This is a genomic window from Variovorax sp. TLI9-5A (assembly GCF_056867935.1).
Genome location: NZ_CP200310.1, coordinates 579,157 through 605,238, shown reverse-complemented (window position 1 = coordinate 605,238; position 26,082 = coordinate 579,157). Strand labels below are relative to the sequence as shown.

Below are 26,082 nucleotides of genomic sequence, written 5' to 3'. Positions count from 1 at the left end.
AGTTCCTCAGCCCAGCTTCAGGAGTTCGAACTTGCGCTGCACAGGGATCTCCGGCGCCGTCTTGTTGTTCGTGATGAAGAGCTCGGGCTTGCCTGCCGCGTTGACGCGCCACTGGCCGCCGACGACGCGCATCCTGGAGACGTTCTTGATGCCGCTCGACGTGAAGTCGAGCCTGCCGATGATGGTGTCGTGTTTCATCACGCGCACGGCGTCGGCCACCTTGACCGGGTCCTTGGGGTTGCCGCTCGCCTTGAGTGCCTGGATGCCCGCTTCGAACAGCGCATGGACGACGCCCATGGGCTGCGTCCACTCGCGCTTCGTTGCGGCGGTGTAGGCATCGGCGAACTGCCTGGCCGTCTGGCCGGTGAGGCTCGACTTGAACGGATAGGCGGGCGTCCACCAGATCTCGGTGGACATGCCGTCGGCACGCGCACCGAGCGCTGCGACACCGCCGGGGAAAAGCAGTGCCTTGGCGACCGTCGCGACCTTCGGCTTGAAGTTCATCTGCGCGGACTGCTTGACGAACGAAGCCCACTCGGGCGGATTGAACAGGCCGGTGACGATCTCGACGTTGTCCTTCTTGAACGCCTGGATGTAGGAAGAAAAATCGTCGGCGCCCACCGGAAAGCGGCCGATGTCCACGACCTTGTAGCCTGCCTTGGCAAAGGCGGCGGGCATGCCGAGCTTCAGGTCGCCCATGGCGTTGCCCGGCACGTCGTTGCTGAAGACCGATCCGACCGCCTTGTTCGACGGCACGCCCGACCAGATGTCGAGATACACGTCGGAGATGTCTTCAAGGCCCCAGAAGAAGTGGAAGACGCTCTTGAAGCCCTTGGCCGGATCGCCCTTGAGCGGGAACATCCATGCTTGCCACGGGCCGACCGTCGAGATGCAGGGCACGCCATTCAGCTCGCATTGCTGCGATGCGTTGGGGCCGATCGCCACCTGCGCCAGCATCAGGTCGATGTTCTCCTTGTTGATGAGCTCGGCCGCCAGGTTGGACTGCCGGTCGGGGCTGCTCTGGTCGTCGCGCGCCAGGATCTCGACCTTGTATTTCTTGCCTCCGACCATGAGGCCGTCCGCCAGCGACTTGCGCACCTGGTCGAGGATGAAGTCGTCGGCCTCGGCGAAGGGAGAGAACGGCCCCGTCTTCGGGCTGATGTAGCCGATCCTGATCGTGTCCTTGTCGGCTGCCCAGACCTTGCCGGCTTGGCCAAGCGCCGCCACCGCGCCGAGCGCTGCCGCGCCGCGAAGCAGCTGGCGGCGGCTGCCGGGGAGGCCGGTGTAGCCGGCGTTCTGCGTGTAAGTGAATGTCTTCAAGGTGCGCTCCGTTGCGGTTACAGCCCTCCGCGAAGGCCTGCTCGAACTTTGCTTTTTTCCGGCATCCGCGACTTTGCTGGCGCGGCCGGAAAAGTTGACTGGAACGGCCCTGCCCTAAGGCCGAAACACACGCGTCCCCGTGGCGCGACCTAGGGTTTTCTTGGCATCAACCTTGCGTGATTTCCATCAAACTCCGGACATCCGGACTCATGCACCGGGCCTGCGCTACCCGGGCACCGAGCAAGTGCAACGTCAGCCCCAAGGCGGGCCGCCATGTCGACTTCCACCGTCACCTCGACCTCGATCCTCGCTTCCACTGCCGGCCTCGATCAGCATGACAAGTTCGGCTATTGGCAGGACGTCGTGTGCCGTGCGCTGGTCGATCTCGAGTGCAGGCCGGTGAGCGGCATGGCCTTCGAGGCCTCCGTCGAGGGATCGTGCCTCGAGGGGCTGAGCGTTGCCCGCATCGAGGCTTCGGCGCACCGCGTCGAACGCCGGTCTTCGGCCATATCGCGCGCGAGCGAAGAGTCGCTGATCTTCAATTTCGTGCTCTCGGGCGTGGCGATGGCACAGCAGGACGGAAGAAGCGTGGTGTTGAGGGCGGGCGACGGCGCCGTCTGCGACGCGCAGCGCCCCTACTCGCTCAGGTTCGACGACGCGTTCAAGATCCTCACGATCAAGATGGCGCGCTCGGCCATCGCGCACCGTGCCGGCAGCATCCATCGCATCACGGCCACCAGCTTTGGCGAATCGAGCCAGATGTGCCCGATCCTTTTCGGGTACCTGGTCAGCTTCAGCAAGCAGGCGTCGCTTCTGCCGCCCGCTGCCTCGGAAAAGGTAGCCAGGAACTTCACCGAGCTGCTGGCCGCCGCCCTGGACGAGGTCATCCTGGCCTCACCGCTGCCGCTTTCCGAATACCGGGCGACCGCATTGATGCGCGTGAGGGATTTCGTGGAGCGCCATCTCGACGTGTGCGAACTCGACACGTCGATGGTGAGCACCGCCTTGAACCTGTCGCCGCGCTACATCAACAAGCTGTTCGAAGCCGAGAACACATCTCTGACGCGGTACATCTGGCGCCGGCGCCTGGAGCGCGCCGCGGCCGACCTTCAGGATCCGTCGCGCGCTGGCCTCGGCATCTCGGCGATTGCGATGGCGCACGGTTTCAACGACCTGAGCCACTTCAGCCGGGCATTCCGGCAACGGTTCGATCTCTCGCCCCGCGCCTACCGCGCAAGCGGCATCGCCCCGGGGACTTCGACCGCTTCAGCCGCCTGAGGCGTCACCCGCCAACCGGCGAGCCGGCAGATCGCGCACCGTGGTGGCACCGAGCAGAGTCATGTTGCGCACCAGCTCGTCGGCCAGGATCTTCAGCACGGCCGCTGCGCCCTGCTGCCCGCCCACCGCCAGGCCGTAGAGCGTGGGCCGGCCCACGAACACGGCCGTGGCACCCAAGGCCAGGGCCTTCGCGATGTCGCCGCCGCGCCGGATTCCGCCGTCCATGAACACCGGGATGCGCCCGGCGACTGCATTCGCGACGCGCGGCAGCGCGGAGATCGCAGAGGGAGAAGCGTCGTTCTGGCGGCCGCCGTGGTTCGACACGATCAGGCCGTCGATGCCGTGGTCGAGCGCCATGCGCGCATCGTCCGGATGGAGCACGCCCTTGAGAAGCAGCGGCCCCTTCCACATTCCACGAAGCCATGCCAGCGACTCCCAGACGAGCGACCGGTCCATGGCGCGCGCCAGCAGCGCCGCCTGCATGCTGGTCGAGCCCGCACCGCTTCCGGAGGGCGTCAGGTTGGCAAAGTCCGGCGCGCCGCGAGGGGCCATCCGAAGCGACCATCGAGGGTGGCTCACCAGGTCCCAGGCCAGGCGGGGTGTCGGCCGGAACGGCATGCGGAACCCGTTGCGCAGATCGAGTTCGCGGTTGCCGCTGACGGGAACGTCCACGGTCAGCACCAGCGCCTGGTAGCCGTCCTTCCGGGCACGCTCGACGAGCTGGCCCGCCATCTCGCGGTGCATGACGTACAGCTGCATCCACTGCACGCCGCCCGGTGCGGCGGCGCGTACATCCTCCAGCCGCATGTTGGAAGCGGTCGACAGTGAAAAAGGAATGCCCGCTTCGCCGGCCGCGGCCGCCAGCAGGCGGTCGCCCTCCGGCCGGACCAGGCCGTTGAGCCCGGTCGGCGCAATGCCCAAGGGCAGCGCCCATTTCCGGCCGAAGACCTCGACGGAGGTATCGACCTGCGTGGTGTCGCGCAGCACGCGCGGCGTGAGCTCGATGCCCGACAGATCACCCGCATTTCGACGCATGCAATGGCCGTCGTCGGCAGATCCTTCGATGTAGTCATGGACGAATCGCGGCAGCACCGCGCGGGCTCTGCGCCGATAGTCCTCGATGTTCAACAGCATGAGAGTCGATTGCGGCGTCAGGCGATGGCGCGCGCCTGCGCAAGGCGCACGAGAGCCAACAAGGTCTCCGTGACAGGCAGCTTGATGTTCAGGGGAGCGGCCAGCGCCACGACGGCGCCGTTGATGCTCTCCACCTCGGTATGGCGGCCAGCCAGCACGTCCTGCAGCATGGAGGGCTTGTGTCCCTTGTGCTGGACGATGGCGCTCGCCACGTTGCCCCAGCATTTGGCGGGATCGACGTCGATGCCCATGCGCATCGCGACAGACAGCACTTCCGTGACGACGTCGTTCGCGAGGCGGCTGCCATCGGGCACTTTGCCGAGTTCGTCGACCGTGCAGCCGGATACGGCGCAGATGCTGTTCAGCGCGGCATTGAAAGCGACCTTCTCCCAGATCGCCGCCCACACGGTGCGGTCCGAGGTGCAATCGAGCCCGGCCTTGGTGAGCACTTCGGCCACTTGGGAAACGAAGGGGCGCTCGATGCCGTCGGCCGCCATGAGCCGCACGACGCCCTTGCCGTGCGACTGCACGTGGCCGGGGCCGACCATGTCCGCCGGCCACGTGGTGACACCGATCAGGACGCGCTCCGGCGGCACGAACCCGGCAATCTTCTCGACGTTGCCCAAGCCGTTCTGCAGCGACAGCACATGCACGTCGGGTCCGATCAGATGGGCTACCCCGGACAGGGCCGCACTGGTGTGCAGCGTCTTGGTGAACACCAGGAGCAGATCGGGGAAACCGACGGCATCTTCCGGTCGCAGGGCCTTCAGCGCCGTGACCTGCCGTTCGCCGCCGTCGGTCGCCAGGCGAAGCCCCTGGGTGCGGACCGCACCGATGTGCGCGTCGTTCACGTCGATCAGCGTGACTTCGTTGCCCGACTCGGCGAGCAAGCCACCGAACAGGGACCCCATCGCCCCTGCGCCGACGATCGAGATTTTCATGATGACCTCTCCTGTGAAATGTTTTGCGGCGGCAAGACGCCTGTGAAGCCCTGGTCCCGATCGCGCCGCAGCAGCGCGTCGCGCCCGGGAATGTGCCGGCGCACAACGAGCAGCGCGACCATGGCGAGGAACATCGCCGAGCCCAGCAACGCCAGATACGCCATGGCCCCGCCCGCCGTGATCACGGCGGCCCCTGCGAAGGCGCTCAGGATGGCGCCGAGGCGCCCGAATGCCAGTGCGGATGCAGTGCCCGTCGCCCTGACGCTGGTCGGGTACATGAATGCGCACAGCGCGTACATGGTGGACTGCACGGCGTTCACGAACATGCCGTGCACGCCGAATCCGAAGATGAGGAGGCTGGTCTCCTTTCCGACGTTCAGGGTCTGCAGGGCGAACGCGCTTGCGGCGGCGCCGGCGCAGCACAGGACCAGCGGCCAGCGCGATCCGAAGCGGGAGATCGCCACCGCGCAGCCCAGCGCGCCGATCACACCTCCCAGGTTGTAGGCGGTCAGCCCCGAACCGGCCACACTCATCGAAAGCCCCTCCGAGGCAAGCATCGTCGGCAGCCAGCTGAAGGCGGTGTACACGGCCGTCAGGCACATGAAGAACGCTGCCCAGGTCGCGAGCGTGTCGCGGGCCAGCCCGTTCGAGAAGAGCGCTCCGAAGCCGGCCCGCTTCTCGACGGCCTGCTCGGCCGCATCGACATAGCTGACATCCCGACCCATGGGACGTCCCATGCGTGCGAGCAGCCCGCCCAGTTCGCCCCAGCGCGCCGGGTGCCGTGCAAGGAAGCGCGGCGACTCCGGCAGCGTGAAGAACAGGAGCACCGCCAGGGCCATCGGGAAGGTGCCGCCGATGAAGAACAGCGCGCGCCATCCGAAGGCGGGCAGCACTTGTGCGGCGAAGAGGCCCGCCAGCATGCCGCCCAGGGGCACGCAGACGATCGTGGCCGTGACGGCAAGCGTCCTTCGACGGGCCGGCGTGAACTCGGCCGTGACCGTGGTCGAGCTCGGCAGCGCACCGCCGATGCCCAGGCCGGCAATGAATCGAAGCACCGCCACGCTCAGCACGTCGGGCGCAAGGCCGATCGCGCAGGTGGCCGCGCCGAACAGGAAGACGCTCGCGATGACGGCCATCCGGCGGCCGAAGCGATCGGCGAACAGCCCCGCACAGGCGCTTCCGATGCCCATGCCGATAAGGCCCGCCGCCACCGCCGGGACAAAGGCTTCGCGCGTGATGCCCCACTCCTTGATCATCGAAGGAATCGCAAACCCGATGAGCTGGCCGTCGAATCCGTCCATCACGATCGAGAGGGCGGCCAGGAAGACCACGAGCTTCTGCATGGTCGTGTAGGGTCCGTCGTCCAGCAGCCGGCCGATGTCGGCATTGCCCTTGAAGGCTGCAGCGGTGGCGGTCATGGGTGCCTCCGCGAGCCGACGGCGATCGCCGAAGAGAAGTGATGGTTCATGTCTTGTCTCCAGGTGGAGCGCTCGGCATTGCCTGGCGCTCAGGGGTGTGTCGACTGTCTTGCTTCCGCCTCTTGGTGAGCGGTGGTGCACGGGTCAATAGGCGATTTCGTCGAACGGCAGGCCGACGTAGTTCTCCGCCAATGCGGTCGACGCGGCGCGCGAGCCGGTGACGTAATCGAGTTCCGCGATCTGCACCTTGTGCTGGAATTCGTCGGCACCCGGGAAGCGATGCAGCATCGAGGTCATCCACCAGGAAAAGCGCTGCGCCTTCCAGATGCGCCGCAGCGCGATGTCGCTGTAGCGTTCGAGCAGCTCTTCCCGGCCCGACTCGTAGAACTCTCCGAACGCACGCGCGAGAACCCGCACGTCGGCGACCGCCAGGTTCAGGCCTTTCGCGCCGGTCGGGGGCACCACGTGCGCCGCGTCCCCTGCCAGGAAAAGACGGCCGTACTGCATCGGTTCGGTCACGAAGCTGCGCATGCCGACGACGGTCTTGCTGAAGATCTCGCCTTCGATGGGCGCCCAGCCGTCGCGGGTGGCCAGGCGGGCGCGGAGCTCGCTCCAGATGCGGTCGTCCGACCAGTTCTCGATCTTGTCGGTGGGCTCGCATTGAAGGTACATGCGCTGCACTTCGGGCGAACGGGTGCTGACGAGCGCGAAGCCGCGCTCGCTCAGCGCGTAGATCAGCTCGTCGGAAGACGGCGGCGCCTTGCAGAGGATGCCGAGCCAGCCGAACGGGTAGAGCCGCTCGAAGCCCTTCAACACGCCCTTGGGAATGGAGGGCCGGCTGACGCCCTGCGTGCCGTCGCAGCCGGCGATGAAATCGGCCTCGATGGTTTGCAGCTCGCCGCCGGGCTGCCGAAAGCGAACGCTCGGCGAGGCGGAGTCCAGCCCGTGCAGGCTCACGTCCGACACTTCGAACCGGATGTCGCCGCCCGAGGCCAGGCGCACCGCCACCAGGTCCTTGATGACCTCGTGCTGCGCATAGACCATCACGGCCTTGCCGCCGGTCAGCTCCGGAAAATCGATGCGGCGGTCGATGCCGTCGAAACGCAGGATCGTTCCTTCATGCCGGAAGCCCTCGCGCTCCATGCGGGCACCCGCGCCGATCTCCTTCATGAGATCGACGGTCCCCTGTTCCAGCACGCCGGCGCGGATCGTGGCCTCGATCGCCTCGCGGCTGCGCGTTTCCAGGACGATCGACTCGATGCCCTGGAGGTGGAGGATCTGCGAGAGCATCAGCCCCGCGGGGCCTGCGCCGATGATGGCGACTTGCGTTTTCATGAGATGGACCTTCAGTCGAGGCGGATCTGGTTCTTGCGGATCAGCGCGCCCCATCGCTCGCGTTCCGCATGCACATAGGAAGTCATCTGTTGCGGCGTGCCCGGCAGTGCTTCGAGCGACAGGGTTTCCAGCCGCGCCTTCACCGGCGTGGAGGCGAGCGCGGCCTGCAGCGTCCTGTTCAGGGCGGCGACGGTTTCGGGCGGAGTGCCCTTGGGAACGACCAGCCCCTGCCAGGCGGATGCATCGAAGCCGGTCAGGCCCTGCTCGGAGAGCGTGGGGACGTCAGGGAAATTCTTCAGGCGTTCCTTGCTGGCCACGCCGAGCGCCTTGAGCTTGCCCGACACCACGTACTGCTGGACCGTGGCGCTGTCCATGAGCGCGAACGGGATCTGGCCTCCCACGAGGTCGATGACCGCCGGCGCGCCCCCGCGATAGGCCACGTGCTGCAGCGCGAGCCCGGTGCGTTCCTTGAACAGTTCCGCGGCCAGGTGCTGGGGACTGCCAGCACCCGCCGATGCAAAGTTCGCACCGTTGGGGTTGGCCTTGGCCCATGCGATGAATTCCTTCAGGTTGTTGGCGGGGTTGCTTGGATGAACGACCAGCAACAGTGGGAATCTGGCGAGCATGCCGACCGGCACGAAGTCCTTCTCCGCGTCGTACGGCAGCTTGGCGAACAGTGCCGGGTTGGCCGCCAGCGTGGCGAAGTCGGCGGTGAACATGATGTTCCCGTAGTCCTTCGATTTCGCCACGTAGTCGGCGGCAATGTTCGTTGCGGCACCGGGCTTGTTGTTCACGATGATCGTGCGCTTCAACGACTTGCCCATCTCCTCGGCGATCGTTCGTGCCACAGTGTCGGAGCCGCCGCCGGCGGCATAGCCGACGACCCATTCGATCGGCTTTTGATCCTGTGCGAGCGCCACGGTGGGCGCGGCGGCCAGGGTGATCAGGGCGCAGGCGAGTGCCCGGCGGCTCATCGAACCAAACTTCATTTCTCTTGTCTCCGGTTTTAGGAATCGGGGTGCGGCGGCTTCGCTGCCGCATGCTTTCGCTCGTCTGCCTCGGCGCTTTGCCGACGGTGAGATGACGCCCGGCGATGACGCCGGTGCGCCGATGCGCCGATGCGCTTGTTCGTTTCCTAGAAGGGGTATTGGCGCGGCGTGGTCTGCACCGTCAGCCAGCGCAGCTCGGTGAATGCCTCCACCCCGGCCTTGCCGCCGAAGCGGCCGATGCCGCTGCCCTTGACGCCGCCGAAGGGCATCTGTGCTTCGTCGTGGACGGTCGGGCCGTTCACATGGCAGATGCCCGACTCGATGCGCCCCGCCACCTGGATGGCGCGCGCCACGTCGCGGCCGAACACTGCGGCCGCGAGGCCGTACTCGTTGTCGTTGGCGCACGCAACGGCCGCTTCCACACCGCGGACCCGAACGATGCCCTTCACAGGGCCGAAGGCCTCTTCCCGGAAGATGCGCATTTCCGAAGTGACGTGATCGAGCAGCGTCGCCGGCATCAGCGTGTCCTTCGCCTTTCCGCCGATGACGAGCTTGGCGCCCTTGGCAAGCGCGTCGTCGATCAGTTCGTTGCAGCGGTTGACCGTGCCCATGTCGACCACCGAGCCGAGCACCACCGGTCCCTGTCGCGGGTCGCCCAGCGGAAGGCTCGCAGCCCGGGCGCCGAGCTTGGCGACGAACTCGTCGGCGATGCTCTCGTCGACGACGACGCGTTCGGTCGACATGCAGATCTGCCCGGAGTTGGCGAACGCACCGAACACCGCTGCGTTGACCGCTGCATCGACATCGGCGTCGTCCAGGATGACCAGCGGAGCCTTGCCGCCGAGTTCGAGCACGACGGGCTTGAGGTACTTGGCGCAGGTGGCTGCGATGAGCTTGCCGACGTGGGTCGAGCCCGTGAAGTTGACGCGTCGGACCGCCGGGTGCGCCACCATCGCTTCGACGACGGCGGCGGCGTCCGCGGGCGCGTTGGTCACGAAGTTCACCACGCCCTTGGGCAGCCCGGCCTCCTGCAGCGCCTCGATGATCAGCCCATGCGTGGCGGGACAGATCTCGCTGCCCTTGAGAACGACCGTGTTGCCGCAGGCCAGAGGCGTCGCGATGGCACGCACGGCCAGGATCACCGGCGCGTTCCAGGGAGCGATGCCGAGGACGACGCCCGCCGGCTGCCGCACGGCCATGGCCAGGTTGCCCGGCACATCCGAGGGGATGACCTCGCCGCTGATCTGGGTGGTGAGCGATGCGGCCTCCAGCAGCATGCCTGCCGCGAGATGGACATTGAAACCTGCCCAGATGGCGGATGCGCCGGTCTCGGCGGCGACGGCCGCGGCGAAGGCCTCCGCCTTGGCTTCCAGCGCATGCGAAGCCTTCATGAGCAGCGCCCGGCGTTCGCCGGGGCCAGTGGTCGACCAGGTCTTGAAGGCCTCGGCCGCGGCATCCACCGCGGCGACGGCGTCTTGCGGCGCGGCCGCGGGGGCGGTCGTCGCCACGCTGCCGTCCAGAGGATTGCGCCGCTCAAAGGTTGCGCCGTCGCGAGCGTCCGTGCGCTCGCCATTGATCAACATCGAAATCTTCATCGGCTTGTCTCCGTAGGGTGGTTTGAAAAATGCGTCGTGTGCTGGAGGGGGAACGATCGGCGAGGTCAGGCGACCCGGACCTCCACGACGCCGGGCGCGTCACTGGCCAGGGCTTCGTCGAGCGCCTTGCGCAGATCTGCCGGGTCGGTCACGCGCACCGCGGTGCATCCCATTCCCTTGGCCAGCGACTGGAAGTCGAGGTCGGGCAGCTCGGTGCCCTGAACGACGTCGGTGGGCGAGAAGCCGAACACCGGCGCAAAGTCCTGCAGGGCGGCGTACCGCCTGTTGTTCAGGATCACGAAGGTGATCGGCAGCTTGTTCTGCGCCGCGCTCCACAGCGCCTGGATGGAGTACATGCTCGATCCGTCGCCGATCAGGCAGATGACCCGGCTGCCGGGCTTGCCCAATGCAACGCCCACGGACGCGGGCATGCCGTAGCCGAGGCCGCCGCTGTCCATCGTGTAGAAGGTTTCGCTGCGGGTGAAGGGCAGGTGGGCCTGCATCACGGGCCGTGCGCTCGGCGCCTCTTCGACCACGATGTGTTCCGGCTTTCTTGCCTCCGCGAGCGTTTGCAGCACGTAGGCGACCGACATCAGCGGCGTCGGCTCCGCGCGCAGCGCGGCCTTTCTCGCGGGCGGAAGCGGACGCGTCTTCTTCGGCGGCACTGCGAGCAGGTCCAGCAATCCCAGCCGGATGCTGCCGACGGCCGAGATGCCGACGGGCGCCCAGGCCGCCGTATCGGGATCCTCGGTCAGCTGGCACAGGGCTGCGCCAGCGGGCACATGAGGGCCCGCGCCTTCGACGTGATAGGCGAAGGCCGGCGCGCCGATGGCGAGGATGAGATCGTGGCCCTCGAGCAGTTCGACGATGCGCTCGCGCATGGCCGGGAGGAAGCCGGCGAACAGGCGATGGTCTTCCGGGAAGCTGCAGCGTCCGGACATCGGCGCGACCCACACGCGGGCGTTGTGGGCTTCCGCCAATGCGACGACTTCGTTCCACGCGCCGTCCCGATCGGCGGCGGCACCCACCACGAATGCCGGGCGCTCGCTTGCCTCCAGTGCGGTCGAGATCCGGGCAAGGAGCTCGGGCTCCGGACGCGTCCGGGTGCTCACGGCCCGGGTCGGAACCAGCTCGGTGTATTGGTCCCAGTCGTCCACGGGCACCGACACCAGCACCGGACCGCAAGGCGGCATCATGGCCAGGTAGTAGGCCCGGGCGATCGCGAGCGGCACGTCCTGGGCGCGGGCCGGCTCGATGCTCCATTTGACGTAGGGCTTCGGCAGCTCGGTAGCCTGGGCCGACGACAGGAACGGGTCGAACGGAAGGATCGAACGCGCCTGCTGCCCGGCTGTGATCACCATGGGCGTGCGGTTCTTGAAGGCGGTGAAGATGTTGCCCATGGCGTTGCCGACGCCGGCCGCCGAATGGAGATTCACGAACGAAGCGTTCCGGGTCGCCTGCGCGTAGCCGTCCGCCATGCCGACCACGCAGGCCTCCTGCAGGCCGAGGACGTAGCGGAAATCGCTCGGGAAGTCGCGGAACATCGGGAGCTCGGTCGACCCCGGATTCGCGAACACGGAGGTCATTCCGAAGCGGCGCATCAGGTCGAACACGGCCTCGCGAACGGTGATGCTGCTGGCGGTGGCGGCGGTGGCGGGGTGTGCGGGCGTCGCGGCAGCGGCGTGCGGTGCGGATCCGGTCATTGCGTGTTTCTTCCTGCTGTGCACCGCGAACTCGCAATGCTGTCTCGATGGCGGGAGTGTGAAATGGCATCTCCATCTTGAAAATTGCCTTTTCGAGAAAAAGTCATTACCGTTTGGCATGACTTTCGATCTGCAGCAACTCGTCGCCTTCAACGCCATCGTTTCGTCGGGAAGCCTCGGGCGAGCGGCCGACGCGCTCAACATCACCCAGCCCGCGCTGAGTCGCACGATCCGCAGGCTGGAAGAACAGGCCGGGGCGCCGCTGTTCGAGCGCCATTCGAAGGGGATGCAGCTCACCGACGTGGGCCGCGCGCTGCAGCCGCATGCGCTGCTGCTGCAGCGCGAATCGGAGCACGCGAGCGAGAACATCAAGGCCATGCTCGGGCTGGCGAAGGGCACGATCCGCGTCGGCGCGGTCGGCAGCATCGCCTGCCTCGTGCTTCCTTCGGCCATCGGCCGGACCTGCGGCAAGTGGCCGAACCTTCAGGTCCAGATCATCGAAGGCGTCTGGGACCGGCTGGCGGACGCGCTCGTCTCGCACGAGATCGACCTGGCACTCGGCGTCGACACCGAGGACACGGCAGAGATCGTCGCCGTGAAGGACTGCAGATGGGAGGACACCAGCTACGTCGTGGCCGGCCGCCACCACCCGCTGCGCATGAAACGCAAGCTGAAGCTGTCGGACACCTTGGGCGAACGCTGGGCGATCCTTCCGAAGGGAACGGGCCCTTTCGAGCACATGAAGAGCGTGTTCGCGCGACAGAACCTCGCGCTGCCCAACGTGGTCGTCGAGACGCGATCGGTCATGGCGCTCAAGAGCCTGATCGGCCACTCGGGCTTTCTGGGGTGGATGCCGGCGCCGATGTACGACGCCGAGCGAAAGGCCGGGCTGATCGATGCCCTCGACATCCCGGGCGCGAGCGACAGGAGAATCCTGACCGCCTTTCGCAGGCGCGCCGGCATGCTGCCGGGCCCCTCCGTCAAGCTGCTCGAGGAGCTTCGCGCGCTGACGGCCGCCTGAAGCGACATGAGGCACGCATCGAGCGAAGATGGTCAGACGACCATGTGCTGCTCGATCCGCTCGCGGCCCAGGGCGGCGAAGCTGCCCTGCAATACGACCTCTCCGTGGTCCAGGACCAGGACCGTGTCGGCAAAGGCCGCGACGAACTCCAGGTTCTGCTCGACGATGATGAATGAATCGCCACTGGCTTTCCTGCGATTGACCATCGCGGCCATCCGGTCGATGTTTTCCGGCTGTACACCTTCGGTAGGTTCGTCGAGCATCGCGAGCCTGGCCTTCAGCCCCATGGTCCGGGCGAAGGACAACAGCTTGCGCTCGCCGCCGCTGAGCGACCCCGCCCGCTGGTCGAGCCGGCGCTGAAGCAGCGGGAAGTGCTGGAAGACCTCCTCGTACCGATCGGCCTTCCGGTCGTCGAGGTGCAGCCACAGGTTGTCCGCCACCGTCAGCTCGCCGAACACGACGTTCTCCTGGGGCGCGAATGCGATTCCCAGGCCAAGCCGGGCGTGCAGCGGCTTGTCGCCGAGCGCCTGGCCGTTCCAGTCGATGTCGCCGCTCGTGAGTGGCAACTGGCCAGCCAAGGCCTTCATCAGCGTGCTCTTGCCGACACCGTTTCTTCCCACGATGGCGAGCGCATGGCCGGGCCGGACTTCTCCGGACACCCCACGGACCACGACGGTGTCGCCGTAGCCGCATACCAATTCGTTGAAGACCAGAGTCATTTGCGGCCTCCCGCGTACACCGCCCGCACCGCCGCGCTGGACTGGATGTCCGCGAGCGAGCCCTTGTCGAGAAGACGCCCCTGGTGCAGCACATACACATCGCCGCCCATGGCATCCACGGCCGTGATGTCATGCTCGATCAGCAGCGCAGCAGCACCGATCTGGTTCACCAGGGTCTTGATGGCATCGATCATTTGATGGGTCTCGCCGGGCGACAGGCCCGCGCAGGGCTCGTCCAGCAACACCAGCTTCGGCTCCGGAAGAAGCGTCATCGCCAGTTCCAACGCTTGCCGATGCCCTTGCGCCAGCGTGCCGGCCGGAGCGTCGAGTTGCGACGCGAGGGCGGGAAACTCTTGCAGGATGTCGGCGAGAAGCCCGGTGTGCCATCCCAGCGTGGCCCGCTTCAGCGTGTCGACGGCGGATGCCCGCCCGGCCCAGACAGCCAGGCCCAGGTTCTCCCGCACCGTGAGGTCGGGAAAGACCGACGGCACCTGCATCTTGCGTCCGATGCCCTTGCGCGCCACGCGCCACGCAGACAGCCCACCGATATCGTGGCCGTTGAGCGTGACCTCGCCGCCGAGAAGCGGAAGCCGGCCCGTGATGACGTTGAACGACGAGGTCTTGCCTGCGCCGTTGGGACCGATGACGCAGCGGATACCGGGCCCGCTGAGGGCAAGGGAAAGCCCGTCGAGGATCGTCACGCCCGACTGGGCCGTCTTCACCCCGTCGAGGGTCAGGGAGACAGGGGCCACGGACGTGGCCGCCTCATGTGCGGCGGGGGCCGGCGAATCCTTGCCGTGGCGCGGGTCTGCCCGGCGCTTCAGCAGGCCGGCGACTCCGTTCGGCAGGAACAGCACCACGACGATGAAGAGCGCCGCCACCGCGACTTCCCAGTAGAGGAACTGCTCCCGAAGCTCGGCGGACGCATAGCCAACGACGGTGGCACCGAGCAATGGCCCCAGCGAGCTCCCCTTGCCTCCGACGGCGGCCCAGATCACGAACTCGGTCGAGAGGATGAAGCTCATCGCCTGCGGGGTCACGATGCCCTGGTGCGCGGAGAACAAGGCACCTGCCGCCGCGGCGAGCAAGGCGGAGAACGCATAGGCGTTCGCCTTGACCCGGTCCGTTGCATACCCGAGCAGTTGAAGCCGCTCCTCGTTCTGCGCCACTGCTTCCCAGATCACCCCGATGGGCCGGGCCGCCAGCATCGCGAGCACGAGCGTCGAGACGACTGCGACCGCGGCCACGAGCCAGTACAAGGTCTCGTAGCGGGACGTGCCGGGAATGTCGGGAATGTTCGCCATGCCGTTGAAGCCGCCGGTGAGGCCGCTCCACTGCTGCGCCGCCAGGAAGCCCAGCATCGTCAGCGCAAGGGTGATGAGCGAGAAGTAGGGCCCGCTGCGCGAGCTTCTGGCGAAGACCAGGCGCGCGATGACGTAGGCGAGCAATGCCGGCGCCACCACCGCGAGCGGCAGCGCCAGGTACAGGGCGGGGTTCGACTCCGCGCCCTTGAGCATCCCGCCGAAGAGGTAGGCACCCAGCCCGAAGAAGAGCGCGTGCCCCAGGGGCAGGAATCCGAGGCGTCCCCAGCAGAGGGCCACGCCCTGCGCAGCGATCCCGTAGATCAGGAACAGGGCGATCTGGTACGCCACGAATTCGCTGGACGCGAACGGCAGCGCAACCAGTACCGCGGCCAGGAAGGCCGCCGATTTAGCGTCGCGAAAAAAGGCCATTGGGCTTGAGCCACAGAAAGATGATGGAGAGCATGAGCACCACCGCGTAGCCGCTGGTCTGCCCTGCCACGCTGCTGACGATGGCCTGCGAGCCACCGATGATTCCGACACCGCCGAACATGCCGCCCAAGGTCCCGAGGCCGCCCACGACCAGCACGAAGAACGCGTCCAGCAGGTAGTCGACGCCGATGCCCGGTTCGATGCGGATCAACGGCGCAAGGAGCACCCCGGACAGGCCGGCGAACACGACTCCGATGACGAACGCCTGCGAAGCGAGCCGGCGGGTGTTGATGCCCAGCGCCTGCGCAAGAACGGGATTCGCCGTCATGGCGCGCACTCGAAGCCCGGCCGCACTGCGCCGATACCAGAGGAAGAGCCCCGCCATCACGGCGAGCGCCAGAACGATCAGCGCCAGGCGATAGGCCGGGTACTGCGAACCGAAGACCATCATCGGTTCGGTCAGCGTCGATTCGACGTTCCGGTACTCCCTGCCGAAGACCGCTTCGACCAGCTTTCTCATGAGCATGGCGAGCGCCCAGGTCGCGAGCAGCGTATCGAAAGGCCGCGCATAGAGCGGCCGTATGAGCCAGCGCTCCACCACGTAGCCGAGCGCGCCGCACACCACCACCGCGAGGGGAACCGCGGCCACCAGCGGCAGCCCCAGTTTCTGCACCGTCACCACCGAATAGGCCCCGAGCATCACGAACTCCCCGTGCGCCATGTTCATGACGCCGAGCAGGCCGAAGACGATCGCCAGGCCCAGCGTGGTGAGCGCGAGCGTGGCCAGTTCGTAGGCCAGGTTCAGGCCGTGCAGCAGGATGTTGCCGTCGAGCATGGTCAGACCTTGCAAGTCTGGCCGGCGCCGACTTTCGGGAAGGTCTTCACCACGCGGAAGCCCTTGTCCGTGACGTCGGCCACGTAGATGTCCTGCTCCACGTGGCGCGCCTTGACGGTCACCGCGCCTCTCGGACCGCTGTAGGTCGTTCCTTCGGAGGCGGCATCGAGCTTCGCCGGGTCCAGGCTGCCGGCCTTCTTCGCGAGCGCTTCGAGCATGAGGAAGCCTTCGTAGGTCGATTCGGCCAGGCCGTTCAATGCCGGCGCATTCGCGCCGTTGGCCTTGGCATAGTCCGCCGCGAAGGCCTTTGCCGCGGGCGTGTCGATGTTCGCGAAGTATCCCGAGCTCGAATAGAGGTTGCGCGCGTTGGCGAAGCCGATGCCCGCGAGAGTGTTCTCCTCGATCAGCGTGCCCAGGCGAATCGCCTTGTCAGAAAGGCCGAAGCTCGCGAACGACTTGTTGAAGGTCACCGAAGCGCCGCCGACCAGCGACACGAGCACGGCGTCCGCGCCGCTGTCGCGGATGCGCGCGAGGCTCGCATCGAAGTTGTCGACGGTGAAGGGAAGGTACTCGTCCCCGACCACCTTGGCGCCGGTCTTCTCGATGTAGGCCCTGGCGGTGGCATTGGTGTTGCGACCCCAGATGTAGTCGTTGCCGATCATGTACCACTTGGTCGGCTTGCGTTCGGCCGCCAGCCATGGGATGACGGGCTCGAGCTGCTGCTGCGGCGTCTCGCCCTTGACGTACGTACCCTTTGCACACTCCCCGCCTTCATAGACGGGCGTGTACAGGTACGGCACCTGGCCCTTGAACAAACCCACGAGCGCACCGCGCACCGCGCTGTCGTGCATTCCGATGACGGCACCCGCCTTCTGGCCCTTCCAGAGCTTCAGCGCGGCCTGGCCTGCTTCCGCTGGCGCAAGGCCCGCATCCCCGTACAGGAGCTCGACCTTGCGGCCCAGCAAACCGCCACGGGCGTTCAAGGCGGTGGCAGCCATCTCGGCGCACGCCTTGCACGACGGACCGAACAAGCCGCCGGGACCGCTCTGGGGAATCATCACGGCCACCTTGAGCGGGTCGGCCGCGAAGGCCGTAGGCAGTGCGGAAGCTGCCCCTGCGGCCAGCGTTGCTTGCAGGAAATGACGACGATCCATGGAATGCTCCTTCGGGATTTCAGTTGGGAGTTTCGAGTTGAGGGGCAGGCGGAAGCGCTGACTGGACGGCTTCGGCAATCGCCAGAAGCCGGCGGTCGGAATCGATGGGGCCGTCGAGCGCGAGGCCCACCGGCAGGTTGTTCGCAAGGCCCAGCGGGATGGTTGCCCCGGGCAGCGATGCGTTGCTTCCGGGGTCTGTGTTGCGAATGAATGCCCCGAAGGTCGGCTGCTGCGTGCCGTTCAGGTCGACCGTCTCGTCTTCACCGACGAGGGCCGCGACCCGTGGCGTCGTGGGAAATACAAGCGCTTCGATCCGGTGCGACTCGAATGTCTGCGCGTAGAGCGCCTGCATCTTCGCCCTCGCCTGAAGAGCGCTCTCGTAGACATCCTCGGGAATGCCTCCGCCGGTCAGGAGCGTGCCGACGGCACCGCGTACGTCCGGACTGCCGACGGATGCGATCATCTCCTCGAGCGTGACGCCGCGCCCGCGCGCCTCGAGATATTTCCGCATGTCGCGCACGAACTCGAAGAGCACCACCGGAAAGCTGACACTGGCATTGAGCTCGCTCATTGCGGGCATGTCGATATCCACGAGTTCGACACCGGCCTGCCGCAGCGTCTTAAGCGCGGATTCAGCCACCTGTTCGAGTGCAGGCTCCAGGTCATTCCAGAACGGACGCCTCGGGACGCCGAGGCGCAACCCTTGGAGCGCCAGCTTCATCTGGCTGTCCTTGGCGCCCGTCATCACTTCATCGAGAAGGGCGCAGTCCGCAATGGTGTAGGCCAGCGGCCCTGCGGTGTCACGAGTGAGCGAAATTGGTGCGATGCCCTGTGCCGGCACGCGCCCGACCGTCGGCCGGAAGCCGCTGACCCCGCACAGGGCCGCCGGGACGCGGACCGACCCGCCCGTGTCCGTTCCGATGGAGGCAGGAACAATGCGTGCGCCGACCACGGCGCCCGAGCCCCCGCTGCTGCCGCCGGGAATCCTGGTGCGGTCCCAGGGATTTCTGACGGCACCGGTGACCGCGTTGTTGCTGGTGATGCCGAACGCCAGCTCGTGCATACCCACTTTGCCCGCGATCACGGCCCCCGCCGCCCGCAGGCGGGCGACCAGCTCCGCATCCGCGTTGGGCTTCTTTCCGCTCAATGACGCCGTGCCGGCCCCACAGGCCATGCCGGCCGCCTCGATGTTGTCCTTCAAGGCGATGGGAATGCCGAGCAAGGGGAGCCGCTCGCCGGCGGCAAGACGGCGGTCCGCATCGCGCGCTTCTTTGCGCAGTGCCTCGGGATCGAAGCTGACCCACACGTTGAGGTCGCTGCGGGCTTGCGACCGCGCGATGCAGGCCTCGGCCAGGTCCAGGCTTGAGACGGACGCTCCATCAAGGAGCTTGCGAATGGCGGAGAGAGGAAGGTCGATCGCGTGCATGGCTCGTTCAGCGTTTGGTGACTATTCAATGTACGCAGCGGGGTTTTGTCGGGGACCTATAGAAATCGTTAGGGGCCGCTCGCCGGGCGCTACGTAGGGTCAGACCCGACTGGCGGAAACCACGGCACTGCCTAGCATTGGCGCCCCGCGCATGAAGCTTGCTTGGAATCGACCATGCACCTCTCCACCATTCAGACCAGGGCCCTGTCGGACCTCATGCGCCTGGTCGCGAACGCGACCGACGGCGACGAGCTGCGCGAGCGCATGGCGCTGCCGATGCTCGACCTCCTTCGTGCCGACACCTACGTGTCGATGGTTTGGGACGGCGAAAGGCAGCGCTTCGGCCGGACGGCCGCGCTCAACATGTCCGAGGAGAACCTGCGTTCCTGGGACGACTACTTCCGCTTCGTGGACCCGCTGACCTACCCCATGATGCAGCGTCGCAAGCCGACCTTGGCAACGCAGGTGCTCTGCCAGAGAGACCTGTCGCGCACGGAGTTCTTCAATGACTTCCTTCGTCGCGACCGTATGTACTGGGGAGTGAATGTCTATTTCTACGATCAAGCGCGGTGCGTCGGGGACGTTCGCATCTGGCGCAATCGGGAGCGGGGGAATTTCGATACGGGAGAAATCGAGATCCTGAACCTCATCGAGCCAGCAATCACCGCCGCGCTTTCACGGCTTGGCTGGAAGGAAACTGCACCTGTCGGCGAGGCAAGTGAATCCGCCGAGGCGACGCTGCAGCGCGAAGGACGCCTGAGCAAGCGCGAGGCCGAAGTAGCGTGGCTTGTCAGTTGCGGCTGTCCCGACAAGGAAATTCAGAGCCGGCTCAGCCTGGAGTACCCGACGGTTCGCTTCCATCTGAGCAATGCCTTCAAGAAGCTGCGTGTCACCAACAGAGCCGCGCTTGTGGGCCGGGTTCGAGCCTTGCTGGCGCACCAGGAGCACGGAGTTGCTCAGACGGCCCTGGCGATGCCTGTCGCGCCAACAGCAGCTATGTCTTTCGTCTATTCATCGCCGGGCGCCGATGCATGACTGCGAAGCCGGCCCGCGCGGCCTCAGCGTCCCAGTCCCAGCAGGTCGCCCGCCTGCTCCAGCGACCAGATGTTGCGCAGCAGCGTGCGCGTGTCGGCATCCGACAGCCGCTCGGGCGTGTACGCCGCGAGCCGAACGCTGCCGTGCAGCACGTCAGCATCTCGACAGAGGAGCCGATCACCGCCATTTCAAGAGAGAGTTAGCCCCGGCGCTTCTCGAACTGGCTCAGACGATACGCCACACGCTGAAGATTCAGATGCCGCGCGGTAGCTGACACGAACGATATCGATCGAAGCCCGCATGGCACTCGCCGCATATCTGCTCCGGCGATGCCTGGGGAAGGTCTTGTATGGGCGTCTCCCGGATCACAGGCAACTCGCAGCGTAAAGAAGCGGCGGGTAAGCCCGGTGCCGCGAGTCCGTCTCGCTTGATACGATTTTTTCCGGAACGCCCTCCCCAAGGGCGTCGGAGACAAGATGGACTCGAGCATTTCCAGCAGCGCCGCCCACGGCGCGGGCGAGGCGCTGTACCGCGTCATGGTGCGGATACGGGCCTTCGAGAACGCGGCGGAGACCGCCAGCCAGGGTGGCGTGAGCGCCTACGGCCAGCAGGCCGGTGGCGCCGCCAAGGTGCGCGGGCCGCTGCACCTCTCCACCGGGCAGGAGGCGGTGCCGGCCGGCGTCTGCGCCCATCTGCGCACCGCCGACTACCTCACCTCCACCCACCGGGGCCACGGTCACACGCTGGCCAAGGGTGCCGATCTCGCGCGGATGATGTGCGAGCTGTTCGGCAAGGCCACGGGCTTCAACGGCGGCAAGGGCGGCTCGATGCACATCGCGGACTTCTCGGTCGGCATGCTGGGCGCCAACGGCGTGGTGGCGGCGGGGCTGCCGATCGCAGTGGGCGCGGCGCATGCGCAGAAGCTGCTGAAGAAAGAGAGCGACGACATCACCGTCTGCTTCTTCGGCGACGGCGCGATCAATCGCGGGCCCTTTCTCGAAGCGCTGAACTGGGCGCGGGTGTACGAGCTGCCGGTGCTCTTCGTCTGCGAGGACAACCGCTGGAGCGCCACCACCGCGAGCGGGCCGATGACGGCCGGCGAAGGCGCCTCCGCGCGTGCCGAGGCGCTGGGCATCGCTGCCACGCAGGTCGACGGCAACGACGTGTTCGCTGTGCACACGGCGGCCGCCAGGCTGGTGGCCGAGGTGCGCGCCGGTAGCGGGCCGCGCCTGCTGCATGCGCTGACCTATCGCGTGAAGGGGCATGTTTCGGTGGACGTCGCGGCCTACCGCGACCCGGCCGAACTGGCCGCCGCGCTGGAGACCGATCCGATCGCGCGTGCGCGCGGCCACCTGCTGGCGACCGGCGTTGCAGCCTCGGCGCTGGACGCGATCGAGAACGCGGCGAGCGACGAGGTGGCCACCGCGCTCGCCGTGGCCGACGCCGCACCCTGGCCCGAGCCCGGCGCCGCCTTCACCGATGTGCAGACCGTCGGGGAGGGCCAATGGCGATGAAGCACGAACTCAGCTATTCGGAAGCCGCCCTGCTCGCCCTGCAGCGCGAGATGGAAGCCGACCCGCGCGTGGTGGTGCTCGGCGAGGACGTGGGTCGCGGCGGCATCTTCGGCCAGTACAAGGGGCTGCAGCAGAGCTTCGGCCCGGGCCGCGTGATCGACACGCCGATCAGCGAGGCCGCGATCATGGGTGCCGGCGTGGGCATGGCGCTGGCGGGGTTGCGGCCGGTGGTCGAGATGCGCGTGGTCGACTTCGCGCTGTGCGGCATGGACGAGCTGGTGAACCAGGCCGCGAAGAACCGCTTCATGTTCGGCGGCCAGGGCCGCGTGCCGCTGGTGGCGCGCATGCCCGGCGGCATCTGGGACGCCTCGGCGGCGCAGCACTCGCAGTCGCTCGAAGCCTGGTTCGCGCACCTGCCAGGCGTGGTGGTGGTGTGCCCCTCGACGCCGCAGGACAACCACGGCCTGCTGCGCTCTGCCCTGCAGTGCGGCGACCCTGTGGTCTACATCGAGCACAAGACGCTGTGGGGCGCGCGCGGCGAGGTCGACGAGAGCATCGCCGTGCCGCTGGGCAAGGCGGCGCGCGTGCGCGAGGGCAATGCGCTCACGCTGGTGAGCTGGAGCCGGCAGATGCAGGCCTGCGCTGCAGCCTGCGATGCGCTGGCAGCCGAGGGCATCGCGGTGGACCTGATCGACCTGCGCACGCTGTGGCCGTGGGACCGCGAGACGGTGCTGTCGTCGTGCGCGCGCACCGGGCGGCTGCTGGTGGTGCACGAGGCGGTGCAGGCCGCGGGCTTCGGCGCGGAGATCGCGGCCAGCGCGGCGGAAGCCACCGGGTGTCGCGTAGCGCGGCTGGGCGCGCCGCGCATTCCGGTGGGCTATGCGCCGGTGCTGGAGGCGCAGTCGCGCGTCGGCATGGAGGCCATCGTGGCCGCCGCAAAAAAACTCGCCGGCTGAGGCTCGGCCACCCGTGGACCCGCTCTTCTTCAAGCTGGTGCGGGTCGTGAATCTCACCGCGCGGCCCTTTCACGAGCGGGTGGGCCGCGAGCACCGGCTCACGCTCAACGAGTGGCGCGCGATGGCGGTGCTCGCCGCCCAGCCGGGGCTCAACGCCCGGCAGGTGGCCGACCAGACCGGCCTCGACAAGATGGCGGTGAGCCGCGCGCTGGCCGGCCTGCGGCGCCACAAGCGCCTGCAGCGCCACGACGACCCGACCGACGGGCGAAGCAGCCGGCTCTATCTCACGGCCGCCGGCAAGGTGCTGCACGAGACGGTGGGCGCGCTCGGTCGCGAACGCGAGGTGATGCTGTTCGCCGGCATCGACGCCGGCGAGCTGGCGCGGCTCGATGCCACGCTCGACAAGCTCATCAAGGCCGTGCAGCGCGGCGGCCTCTAACCTCACGAGCAAGGCACGTCCCATTCCAGAAACACCGCGGAACCGGCTTTGCCGGGCCGCAGGTGTTGCCCCCGGAGGGGGTTGGCGAAGCGACACGAAGTGCGCGCAGCCTGGGGGTGAGCCAGATCTACGCCGCGAAGCCGCCGTCGATGTTCAGGCTGGCGCCGGTCACGAAGCCGGCTTCGGGGCTGGCCAGGTAGCCGACCATGCCGGCGATTTCTTCCGGATGGGCGTGGCGGGCCAGCGCCATCAGGCCGTGCATCGAGGCGGCGTTGGGGCCGTCGACCGGGTTCATGTCGGTGTTGACCGGGCCGGGCTGCACGTTGTTGACCGTGATGCCGCGCGGGCCGAGGTCGCGCGACAGGCCCTGCACCAGGCCGACCAGGGCCGACTTGCTCATGGCGTAGGCGCTGCCGCCGGGCCAGGGCATGCGCACGGCGTTCGTGCTGCCGATGTTGATGATGCGGCCGCCCTCGCCCATGTGGCGCGAAGCCGCCTTGGCAGCGACGAACACGGCGCGCACGTTGACGGCCAGGGTCTTGTCGAAGTCTTCGAGCGAGAACTCGTCGAGGGTGCCGCCGAGGAACACGCCGGCGTTGTTCACGAGGATGTCGATCTTGCCGAAGGTGCGGGCCGCTTCGTCGATGCCGGAAGTGAGGGCGGCGGCGTCGGCGCTGTCGATCTTCAGCGCAAGGGCGCGGCCGCCTTCGGACTGGATGCTGCGCACCAGTTCCTCGGCCGGAGCGGCCGAGGCGGCGTAGCTGAAGGCCACGGCGGCGCCGTCGCGCACCAGGCGGCGCACGATGGCCGCGCCGATGCCGCGCGAGCCGCCGGTGACGAAGGCGACCTTGCCGGCCAGGACGCGGGAGGAAGAAGCAGAAGCAGAAGAAGAGGAAGCAGTGTTGGAGGCCATGATTTTTTCCGTTGGGGTGGAGGAAGAAGGCCTCAGTTTGGGCGCTTCATTCCTTCTTCGGTAGCCATCAATCGGATCAATCAAATTCAACCGATGGTTGAAGATGAACGCCACAATGCGGCCATGGAACCGCTGAACCACCTCGAATCCTTCGTGCTGAGCGCGGAGAGCGGCAGCTTCTCGGCCGCCGCCCGGCGCCTGGGGCTGACGCCGGCGGCCGTCAGCAAGAACGTGGCGCGGCTGGAGGCGCGGCTGGGGCTGCGGCTGTTCCAGCGCAGCACGCGCAGCCTGACGCTGACCGAGGGCGGCGAGCGCTTCCTGGCGCAGATCGGCGGAGCGCTGGCCACGCTGCGCGAGGCGGTGGCCGGCATCGACACCGACGACGGCCAGCCCTCGGGCACGCTGAAGGTGAGCATGGGCCAGGCCTTCGGGCGCGAGCACGTGCTGCCGCTGATGGGCGAGTTTCTCGCGCGCTATCCGGCCATCGTGCCCGACTGGCACTTCGACAACCAGCAGGTCGACCTGGTGGGCGAGGGCTTCGACGCTGCCATCGGCGGCGGCATCGAGCTGCCGGCCGGGCTGGTGGCGCGGGAGCTGGCGCGCATCCACGTGGTGGCGGTGGCCTCGCCCGCATACATGGAGGGGCGCAAGCCGCCGCGGCAGCCGTCGGACCTGGCGGCGCTCGACACGCTGATGCGCCGCTCCTCGCCCACGGGCCGGGTGCGCAGCTGGACGCTGCGGCGCGTGCGGGCGGGCACCGGTGAGGGCGAAGTCAGCGTCGAGCTGCCCCGGCCGCGCGCGATCTTCAACGACCCCGAGGCGATCGCGCATGCCGCACTGATGGGGCTGGGCGCGGCGATGCTGCCCATGCCCTTCGTGGAGCGCGGGCTGCGCAGCGGCGAGCTGCTGCGGCTGCTGCCCGACTGGTACCAGGACGCCGGCGCCGTGTGGCTGTACTACCCGAGCAAGAAGCTGCTGCCGCCGAAGACGCGGGTGTTCATCGATTTCGTTCTGCAGCGATTCCGCGAGGAGCGGTTCGCGCAGCGGATGCAGGTGGCCTGAGACGCCTTCGCGACCGGACTGCGACAACCTCCCCGGTCCACGGGGTTTTCACCCGCGACGTCCGAGGCGCGCGCCTGTACAAACGCGCGCATGACCCATCAGACTTTTCTCTCCCTGAATCGCCGCACCGCGCTGGCCGCGTCCGTCGCCGCCGCGCTGACCCTCATGACCGCTCCCTCGTGGGCCCAGGGCACCTGGCCGACCAAGCCGGTGCGCATCGTCGTGCCCTTCGCGGCCGGCGGCACCACCGACATCCTGGCGCGCGCCGTGGCGCCCGAGCTCTCGAAGGCCCTCGGCCAGCAGTTCATCGTGGACAACCGCGCCGGCGCTGGCGGCAACGTGGGCGCCGAGATCGTGGCGCGCGCGCCGAACGACGGCTACACGCTGCTGATGGGCACGGTGGGCACGCACGGCATCAACCGCGCGCTGTACCCGAAGCTGCCCTTCGACCCGATCAAGGACTTCGCGCCGATCACGCTGGTGGCCGCCGTGCCGAACGTGATGGAGATGAATGCCGAGAAGGCGAAGACGCTGAACATCCACAACGTGCAGGACTTCATCAAGTACGCCAAGGCCAACCCTGGCAAGCTGAACATGGCCTCCAGCGGCAGTGGCACCTCGATCCACCTGGCGGGCGAACTGTTCAAGAGCATGACGGGCACCTTCATGGCCCACATTCCGTACAAGGGCTCGGGCCCGGCGCTGCTGGACATGGTGGGCGGCAATGCCGACGTGATGTTCGACAACCTGCCCTCGTCGATGGCGCAGATCAAGGCCGGCAAGCTCACCGCACTTGCCGTGACGAGCGCGCAGCGTTCGCCGGCCCTGCCCGACATTCCGACGGTGGCGGAAGTGGGCGGCCCCTCGCTCAAGGGCTACGAGGCGAGTTCGTGGTTCGGGCTGCTGGCGCCGGCGGGCACGTCGCCGGAAATCGTCAACCGCATCCAGCAGGAAGTGGCCAAGGCGCTGGGCACGCCGGCCATGAAGGAGAAGATGCTCGCTCAGGGCGCGATCCCGAGCGGGAATTCGCCGGCGGACTTCACGAAGCTCATCGCAAGCGAGCATGTGAAGTGGGCGAAGGTGGTGAAGGACTCCGGCGCTAAGGTTGACTGACCCCCAGGCTTCGCGCACTTCGTGTCGCTTCGCCAACCCCCTGCAGGGGCAACGCCTGCGGCCCGGCAAAGCCGGTTCCGCGGCGTTTCACGAAAGGTTCCGGAGGTAGCTGATCTGGTTGATCAGGTCTTCCAGGTCACGTCTTTCTTTTCGGCCAGCGAATCCTTGAGCATGTGCAGCAGGGGGATCGCGCGCTGGTGCAGCCCGATGTGCTGCTTCTCGGCCTCGTTGGCGTGGCCTTCGACGGCGTAGTCGTCGTTGTTGTGGGAGTTGGAGGCCTCGCGCGCCAGCGCGGCTTCGAGGGCCGAGATGGCGCCGGGGATCTGCTCGACGGTGATGATGCCCTGCGGGGCGGCCGACTTGCCGACGATCTCCAGCAGCTGGCGGGCATGCACTTCGAGCATCACGAAATCGGGAGAGGCGCGGGACTGGAATCGATAGAGCATGGT

24 protein-coding genes are annotated in these 26,082 nt (G+C 67.4%); 8 read left to right on the top strand and 16 right to left on the bottom strand.

What is annotated here, in order from left to right:
* Window positions 1-6: 6 nt before the first annotated feature.
* Complete coding sequence (locus AC1VNX_RS02925; RefSeq protein ID WP_483155388.1) at window positions 7-1,320, bottom strand: ABC transporter substrate-binding protein; 1,314 nt, start codon at window positions 1,318-1,320, stop codon at window positions 7-9.
* Between the two features lie 273 nt (window positions 1,321-1,593).
* Between AC1VNX_RS02925 and AC1VNX_RS02920 the strand changes: the two genes are divergently transcribed.
* On the top strand, window positions 1,594-2,598 hold the full coding sequence (locus AC1VNX_RS02920; protein ID WP_483155387.1) for an AraC-like ligand-binding domain-containing protein: 1,005 nt from the start codon (window positions 1,594-1,596) through the stop codon (window positions 2,596-2,598).
* Here AC1VNX_RS02920 and AC1VNX_RS02915 read toward each other — a convergent pair.
* The 7 genes from AC1VNX_RS02915 to mdlC form a co-directional block, all read right to left on the bottom strand.
* Entirely contained in the window at window positions 2,587-3,732 is a 1,146-nt protein-coding gene (locus AC1VNX_RS02915; RefSeq protein WP_483155386.1) for an alpha-hydroxy acid oxidase, read from the bottom strand. The two genes, AC1VNX_RS02920 and AC1VNX_RS02915, sit on opposite strands and share 12 nt — an antisense overlap.
* Window positions 3,733-3,749: 17 nt before the next feature.
* Entirely contained in the window at window positions 3,750-4,673 is a 924-nt protein-coding gene (locus tag AC1VNX_RS02910) for a ketopantoate reductase family protein (protein ID WP_483155385.1), read from the bottom strand.
* Window positions 4,670-6,091 (bottom strand): MFS transporter, encoded by a 1,422-nt coding sequence (locus AC1VNX_RS02905; protein ID WP_483155384.1) that lies wholly within the window; start codon window positions 6,089-6,091, stop codon window positions 4,670-4,672. Before AC1VNX_RS02905 ends, AC1VNX_RS02910 begins: the two co-directional genes overlap by 4 nt.
* 144 nt (window positions 6,092-6,235) lie before the next feature.
* Entirely contained in the window at window positions 6,236-7,426 is a 1,191-nt protein-coding gene (pobA, locus tag AC1VNX_RS02900; RefSeq protein WP_483155383.1) for a 4-hydroxybenzoate 3-monooxygenase, read from the bottom strand.
* An 11-nt stretch (window positions 7,427-7,437) separates the two neighbouring features.
* Complete coding sequence (locus tag AC1VNX_RS02895) at window positions 7,438-8,415, bottom strand: Bug family tripartite tricarboxylate transporter substrate binding protein (RefSeq protein ID WP_483155382.1); 978 nt, start codon at window positions 8,413-8,415, stop codon at window positions 7,438-7,440.
* Window positions 8,416-8,561: 146 nt separating this feature from the next.
* Window positions 8,562-10,010: an aldehyde dehydrogenase gene (locus AC1VNX_RS02890; protein ID WP_483155381.1), complete on the bottom strand. Its 1,449-nt coding sequence runs from the start codon at window positions 10,008-10,010 to the stop codon at window positions 8,562-8,564.
* A gap of 65 nt (window positions 10,011-10,075) precedes the next feature.
* Window positions 10,076-11,713: a benzoylformate decarboxylase gene (mdlC, locus tag AC1VNX_RS02885; protein WP_483155380.1), complete on the bottom strand. Its 1,638-nt coding sequence runs from the start codon at window positions 11,711-11,713 to the stop codon at window positions 10,076-10,078.
* A gap of 118 nt (window positions 11,714-11,831) precedes the next feature.
* Here mdlC and AC1VNX_RS02880 point away from each other — a divergent pair, with 118 nt between their 5' ends.
* Window positions 11,832-12,734, top strand: a complete 903-nt coding sequence (locus AC1VNX_RS02880) for a LysR family transcriptional regulator (RefSeq protein WP_483155379.1) — start codon at window positions 11,832-11,834, stop codon at window positions 12,732-12,734.
* Between the two features lie 32 nt (window positions 12,735-12,766).
* On the opposite strand, the gene AC1VNX_RS02875 is transcribed toward AC1VNX_RS02880, so the two are convergent.
* The 5 genes from AC1VNX_RS02875 to iaaH are packed head-to-tail and all read right to left on the bottom strand — an operon-like array spanning window position 12,767 to window position 18,601.
* Window positions 12,767-13,453: an ATP-binding cassette domain-containing protein gene (locus tag AC1VNX_RS02875; protein WP_483155378.1), complete on the bottom strand. Its 687-nt coding sequence runs from the start codon at window positions 13,451-13,453 to the stop codon at window positions 12,767-12,769.
* A complete protein-coding gene (locus AC1VNX_RS02870; protein WP_483155377.1) occupies window positions 13,450-15,186 on the bottom strand; it encodes a branched-chain amino acid ABC transporter ATP-binding protein/permease in 1,737 nt (578 codons plus the stop codon). The genes AC1VNX_RS02875 and AC1VNX_RS02870 overlap by 4 nt, the downstream gene beginning before the upstream one ends.
* The gene (locus AC1VNX_RS02865) at window positions 15,164-16,021 is read right to left on the bottom strand and encodes a branched-chain amino acid ABC transporter permease (RefSeq protein WP_483155376.1); all 858 of its coding nucleotides are present in this window, start codon (window positions 16,019-16,021) and stop codon (window positions 15,164-15,166) included. Before AC1VNX_RS02865 ends, AC1VNX_RS02870 begins: the two co-directional genes overlap by 23 nt.
* Before the next feature lie 2 nt (window positions 16,022-16,023).
* Window positions 16,024-17,175: a substrate-binding domain-containing protein gene (locus AC1VNX_RS02860; protein WP_483155375.1), complete on the bottom strand. Its 1,152-nt coding sequence runs from the start codon at window positions 17,173-17,175 to the stop codon at window positions 16,024-16,026.
* Window positions 17,176-17,194: 19 nt separating this feature from the next.
* The gene (gene iaaH / locus AC1VNX_RS02855; RefSeq protein WP_483155374.1) at window positions 17,195-18,601 is read right to left on the bottom strand and encodes an indoleacetamide hydrolase; all 1,407 of its coding nucleotides are present in this window, start codon (window positions 18,599-18,601) and stop codon (window positions 17,195-17,197) included.
* Between the two features lie 174 nt (window positions 18,602-18,775).
* On the opposite strand from iaaH, the gene AC1VNX_RS02850 reads away from it, so the two are divergent.
* Entirely contained in the window at window positions 18,776-19,636 is an 861-nt protein-coding gene (locus tag AC1VNX_RS02850; RefSeq protein ID WP_483155373.1) for a helix-turn-helix transcriptional regulator, read from the top strand.
* A 23-nt stretch (window positions 19,637-19,659) separates the two neighbouring features.
* Here AC1VNX_RS02850 and AC1VNX_RS02845 read toward each other — a convergent pair whose 3' ends face one another.
* Window positions 19,660-19,788, bottom strand: coding sequence for a hypothetical protein (locus AC1VNX_RS02845; protein WP_483155372.1), 129 nt, complete (start codon window positions 19,786-19,788; stop codon window positions 19,660-19,662).
* Window positions 19,789-20,112: 324 nt separating this feature from the next.
* On the opposite strand from AC1VNX_RS02845, the gene AC1VNX_RS02840 reads away from it, so the two are divergent.
* The 3 genes from AC1VNX_RS02840 to AC1VNX_RS02830 are packed head-to-tail and all read left to right on the top strand — an operon-like array spanning window position 20,113 to window position 22,545.
* On the top strand, window positions 20,113-21,150 hold the full coding sequence (locus tag AC1VNX_RS02840; protein WP_483155371.1) for a thiamine pyrophosphate-dependent dehydrogenase E1 component subunit alpha: 1,038 nt from the start codon (window positions 20,113-20,115) through the stop codon (window positions 21,148-21,150).
* A complete protein-coding gene (locus AC1VNX_RS02835) occupies window positions 21,141-22,106 on the top strand; it encodes an alpha-ketoacid dehydrogenase subunit beta (protein WP_483155370.1) in 966 nt (321 codons plus the stop codon). Before AC1VNX_RS02840 ends, AC1VNX_RS02835 begins: the two co-directional genes overlap by 10 nt.
* A gap of 13 nt (window positions 22,107-22,119) precedes the next feature.
* The gene (locus AC1VNX_RS02830; protein ID WP_483155369.1) at window positions 22,120-22,545 is read left to right on the top strand and encodes a MarR family winged helix-turn-helix transcriptional regulator; all 426 of its coding nucleotides are present in this window, start codon (window positions 22,120-22,122) and stop codon (window positions 22,543-22,545) included.
* A 127-nt stretch (window positions 22,546-22,672) separates the two neighbouring features.
* Here the strand turns inward: AC1VNX_RS02830 and AC1VNX_RS02825 are convergent, their stop codons facing one another.
* A complete protein-coding gene (locus AC1VNX_RS02825) occupies window positions 22,673-23,458 on the bottom strand; it encodes an SDR family oxidoreductase (protein WP_483155368.1) in 786 nt (261 codons plus the stop codon).
* Window positions 23,459-23,581: 123 nt separating this feature from the next.
* Between AC1VNX_RS02825 and AC1VNX_RS02820 the strand changes: the two genes are divergently transcribed.
* Both AC1VNX_RS02820 and AC1VNX_RS02815 read left to right on the top strand, forming a co-directional pair.
* Entirely contained in the window at window positions 23,582-24,520 is a 939-nt protein-coding gene (locus AC1VNX_RS02820; protein ID WP_483155367.1) for a LysR family transcriptional regulator, read from the top strand.
* A gap of 90 nt (window positions 24,521-24,610) precedes the next feature.
* Window positions 24,611-25,633 carry a Bug family tripartite tricarboxylate transporter substrate binding protein gene (locus AC1VNX_RS02815; RefSeq protein WP_483155366.1) on the top strand — a complete coding sequence of 341 codons (1,023 nt, stop codon included), beginning with the start codon at window positions 24,611-24,613 and terminating at the stop codon, window positions 25,631-25,633.
* A gap of 122 nt (window positions 25,634-25,755) precedes the next feature.
* Here the strand turns inward: AC1VNX_RS02815 and AC1VNX_RS02810 are convergent, their stop codons facing one another.
* Window positions 25,756-26,079 (bottom strand): DUF1840 domain-containing protein, encoded by a 324-nt coding sequence (locus AC1VNX_RS02810; RefSeq protein WP_367618151.1) that lies wholly within the window; start codon window positions 26,077-26,079, stop codon window positions 25,756-25,758.
* Window positions 26,080-26,082 lie beyond the last annotated feature (3 nt).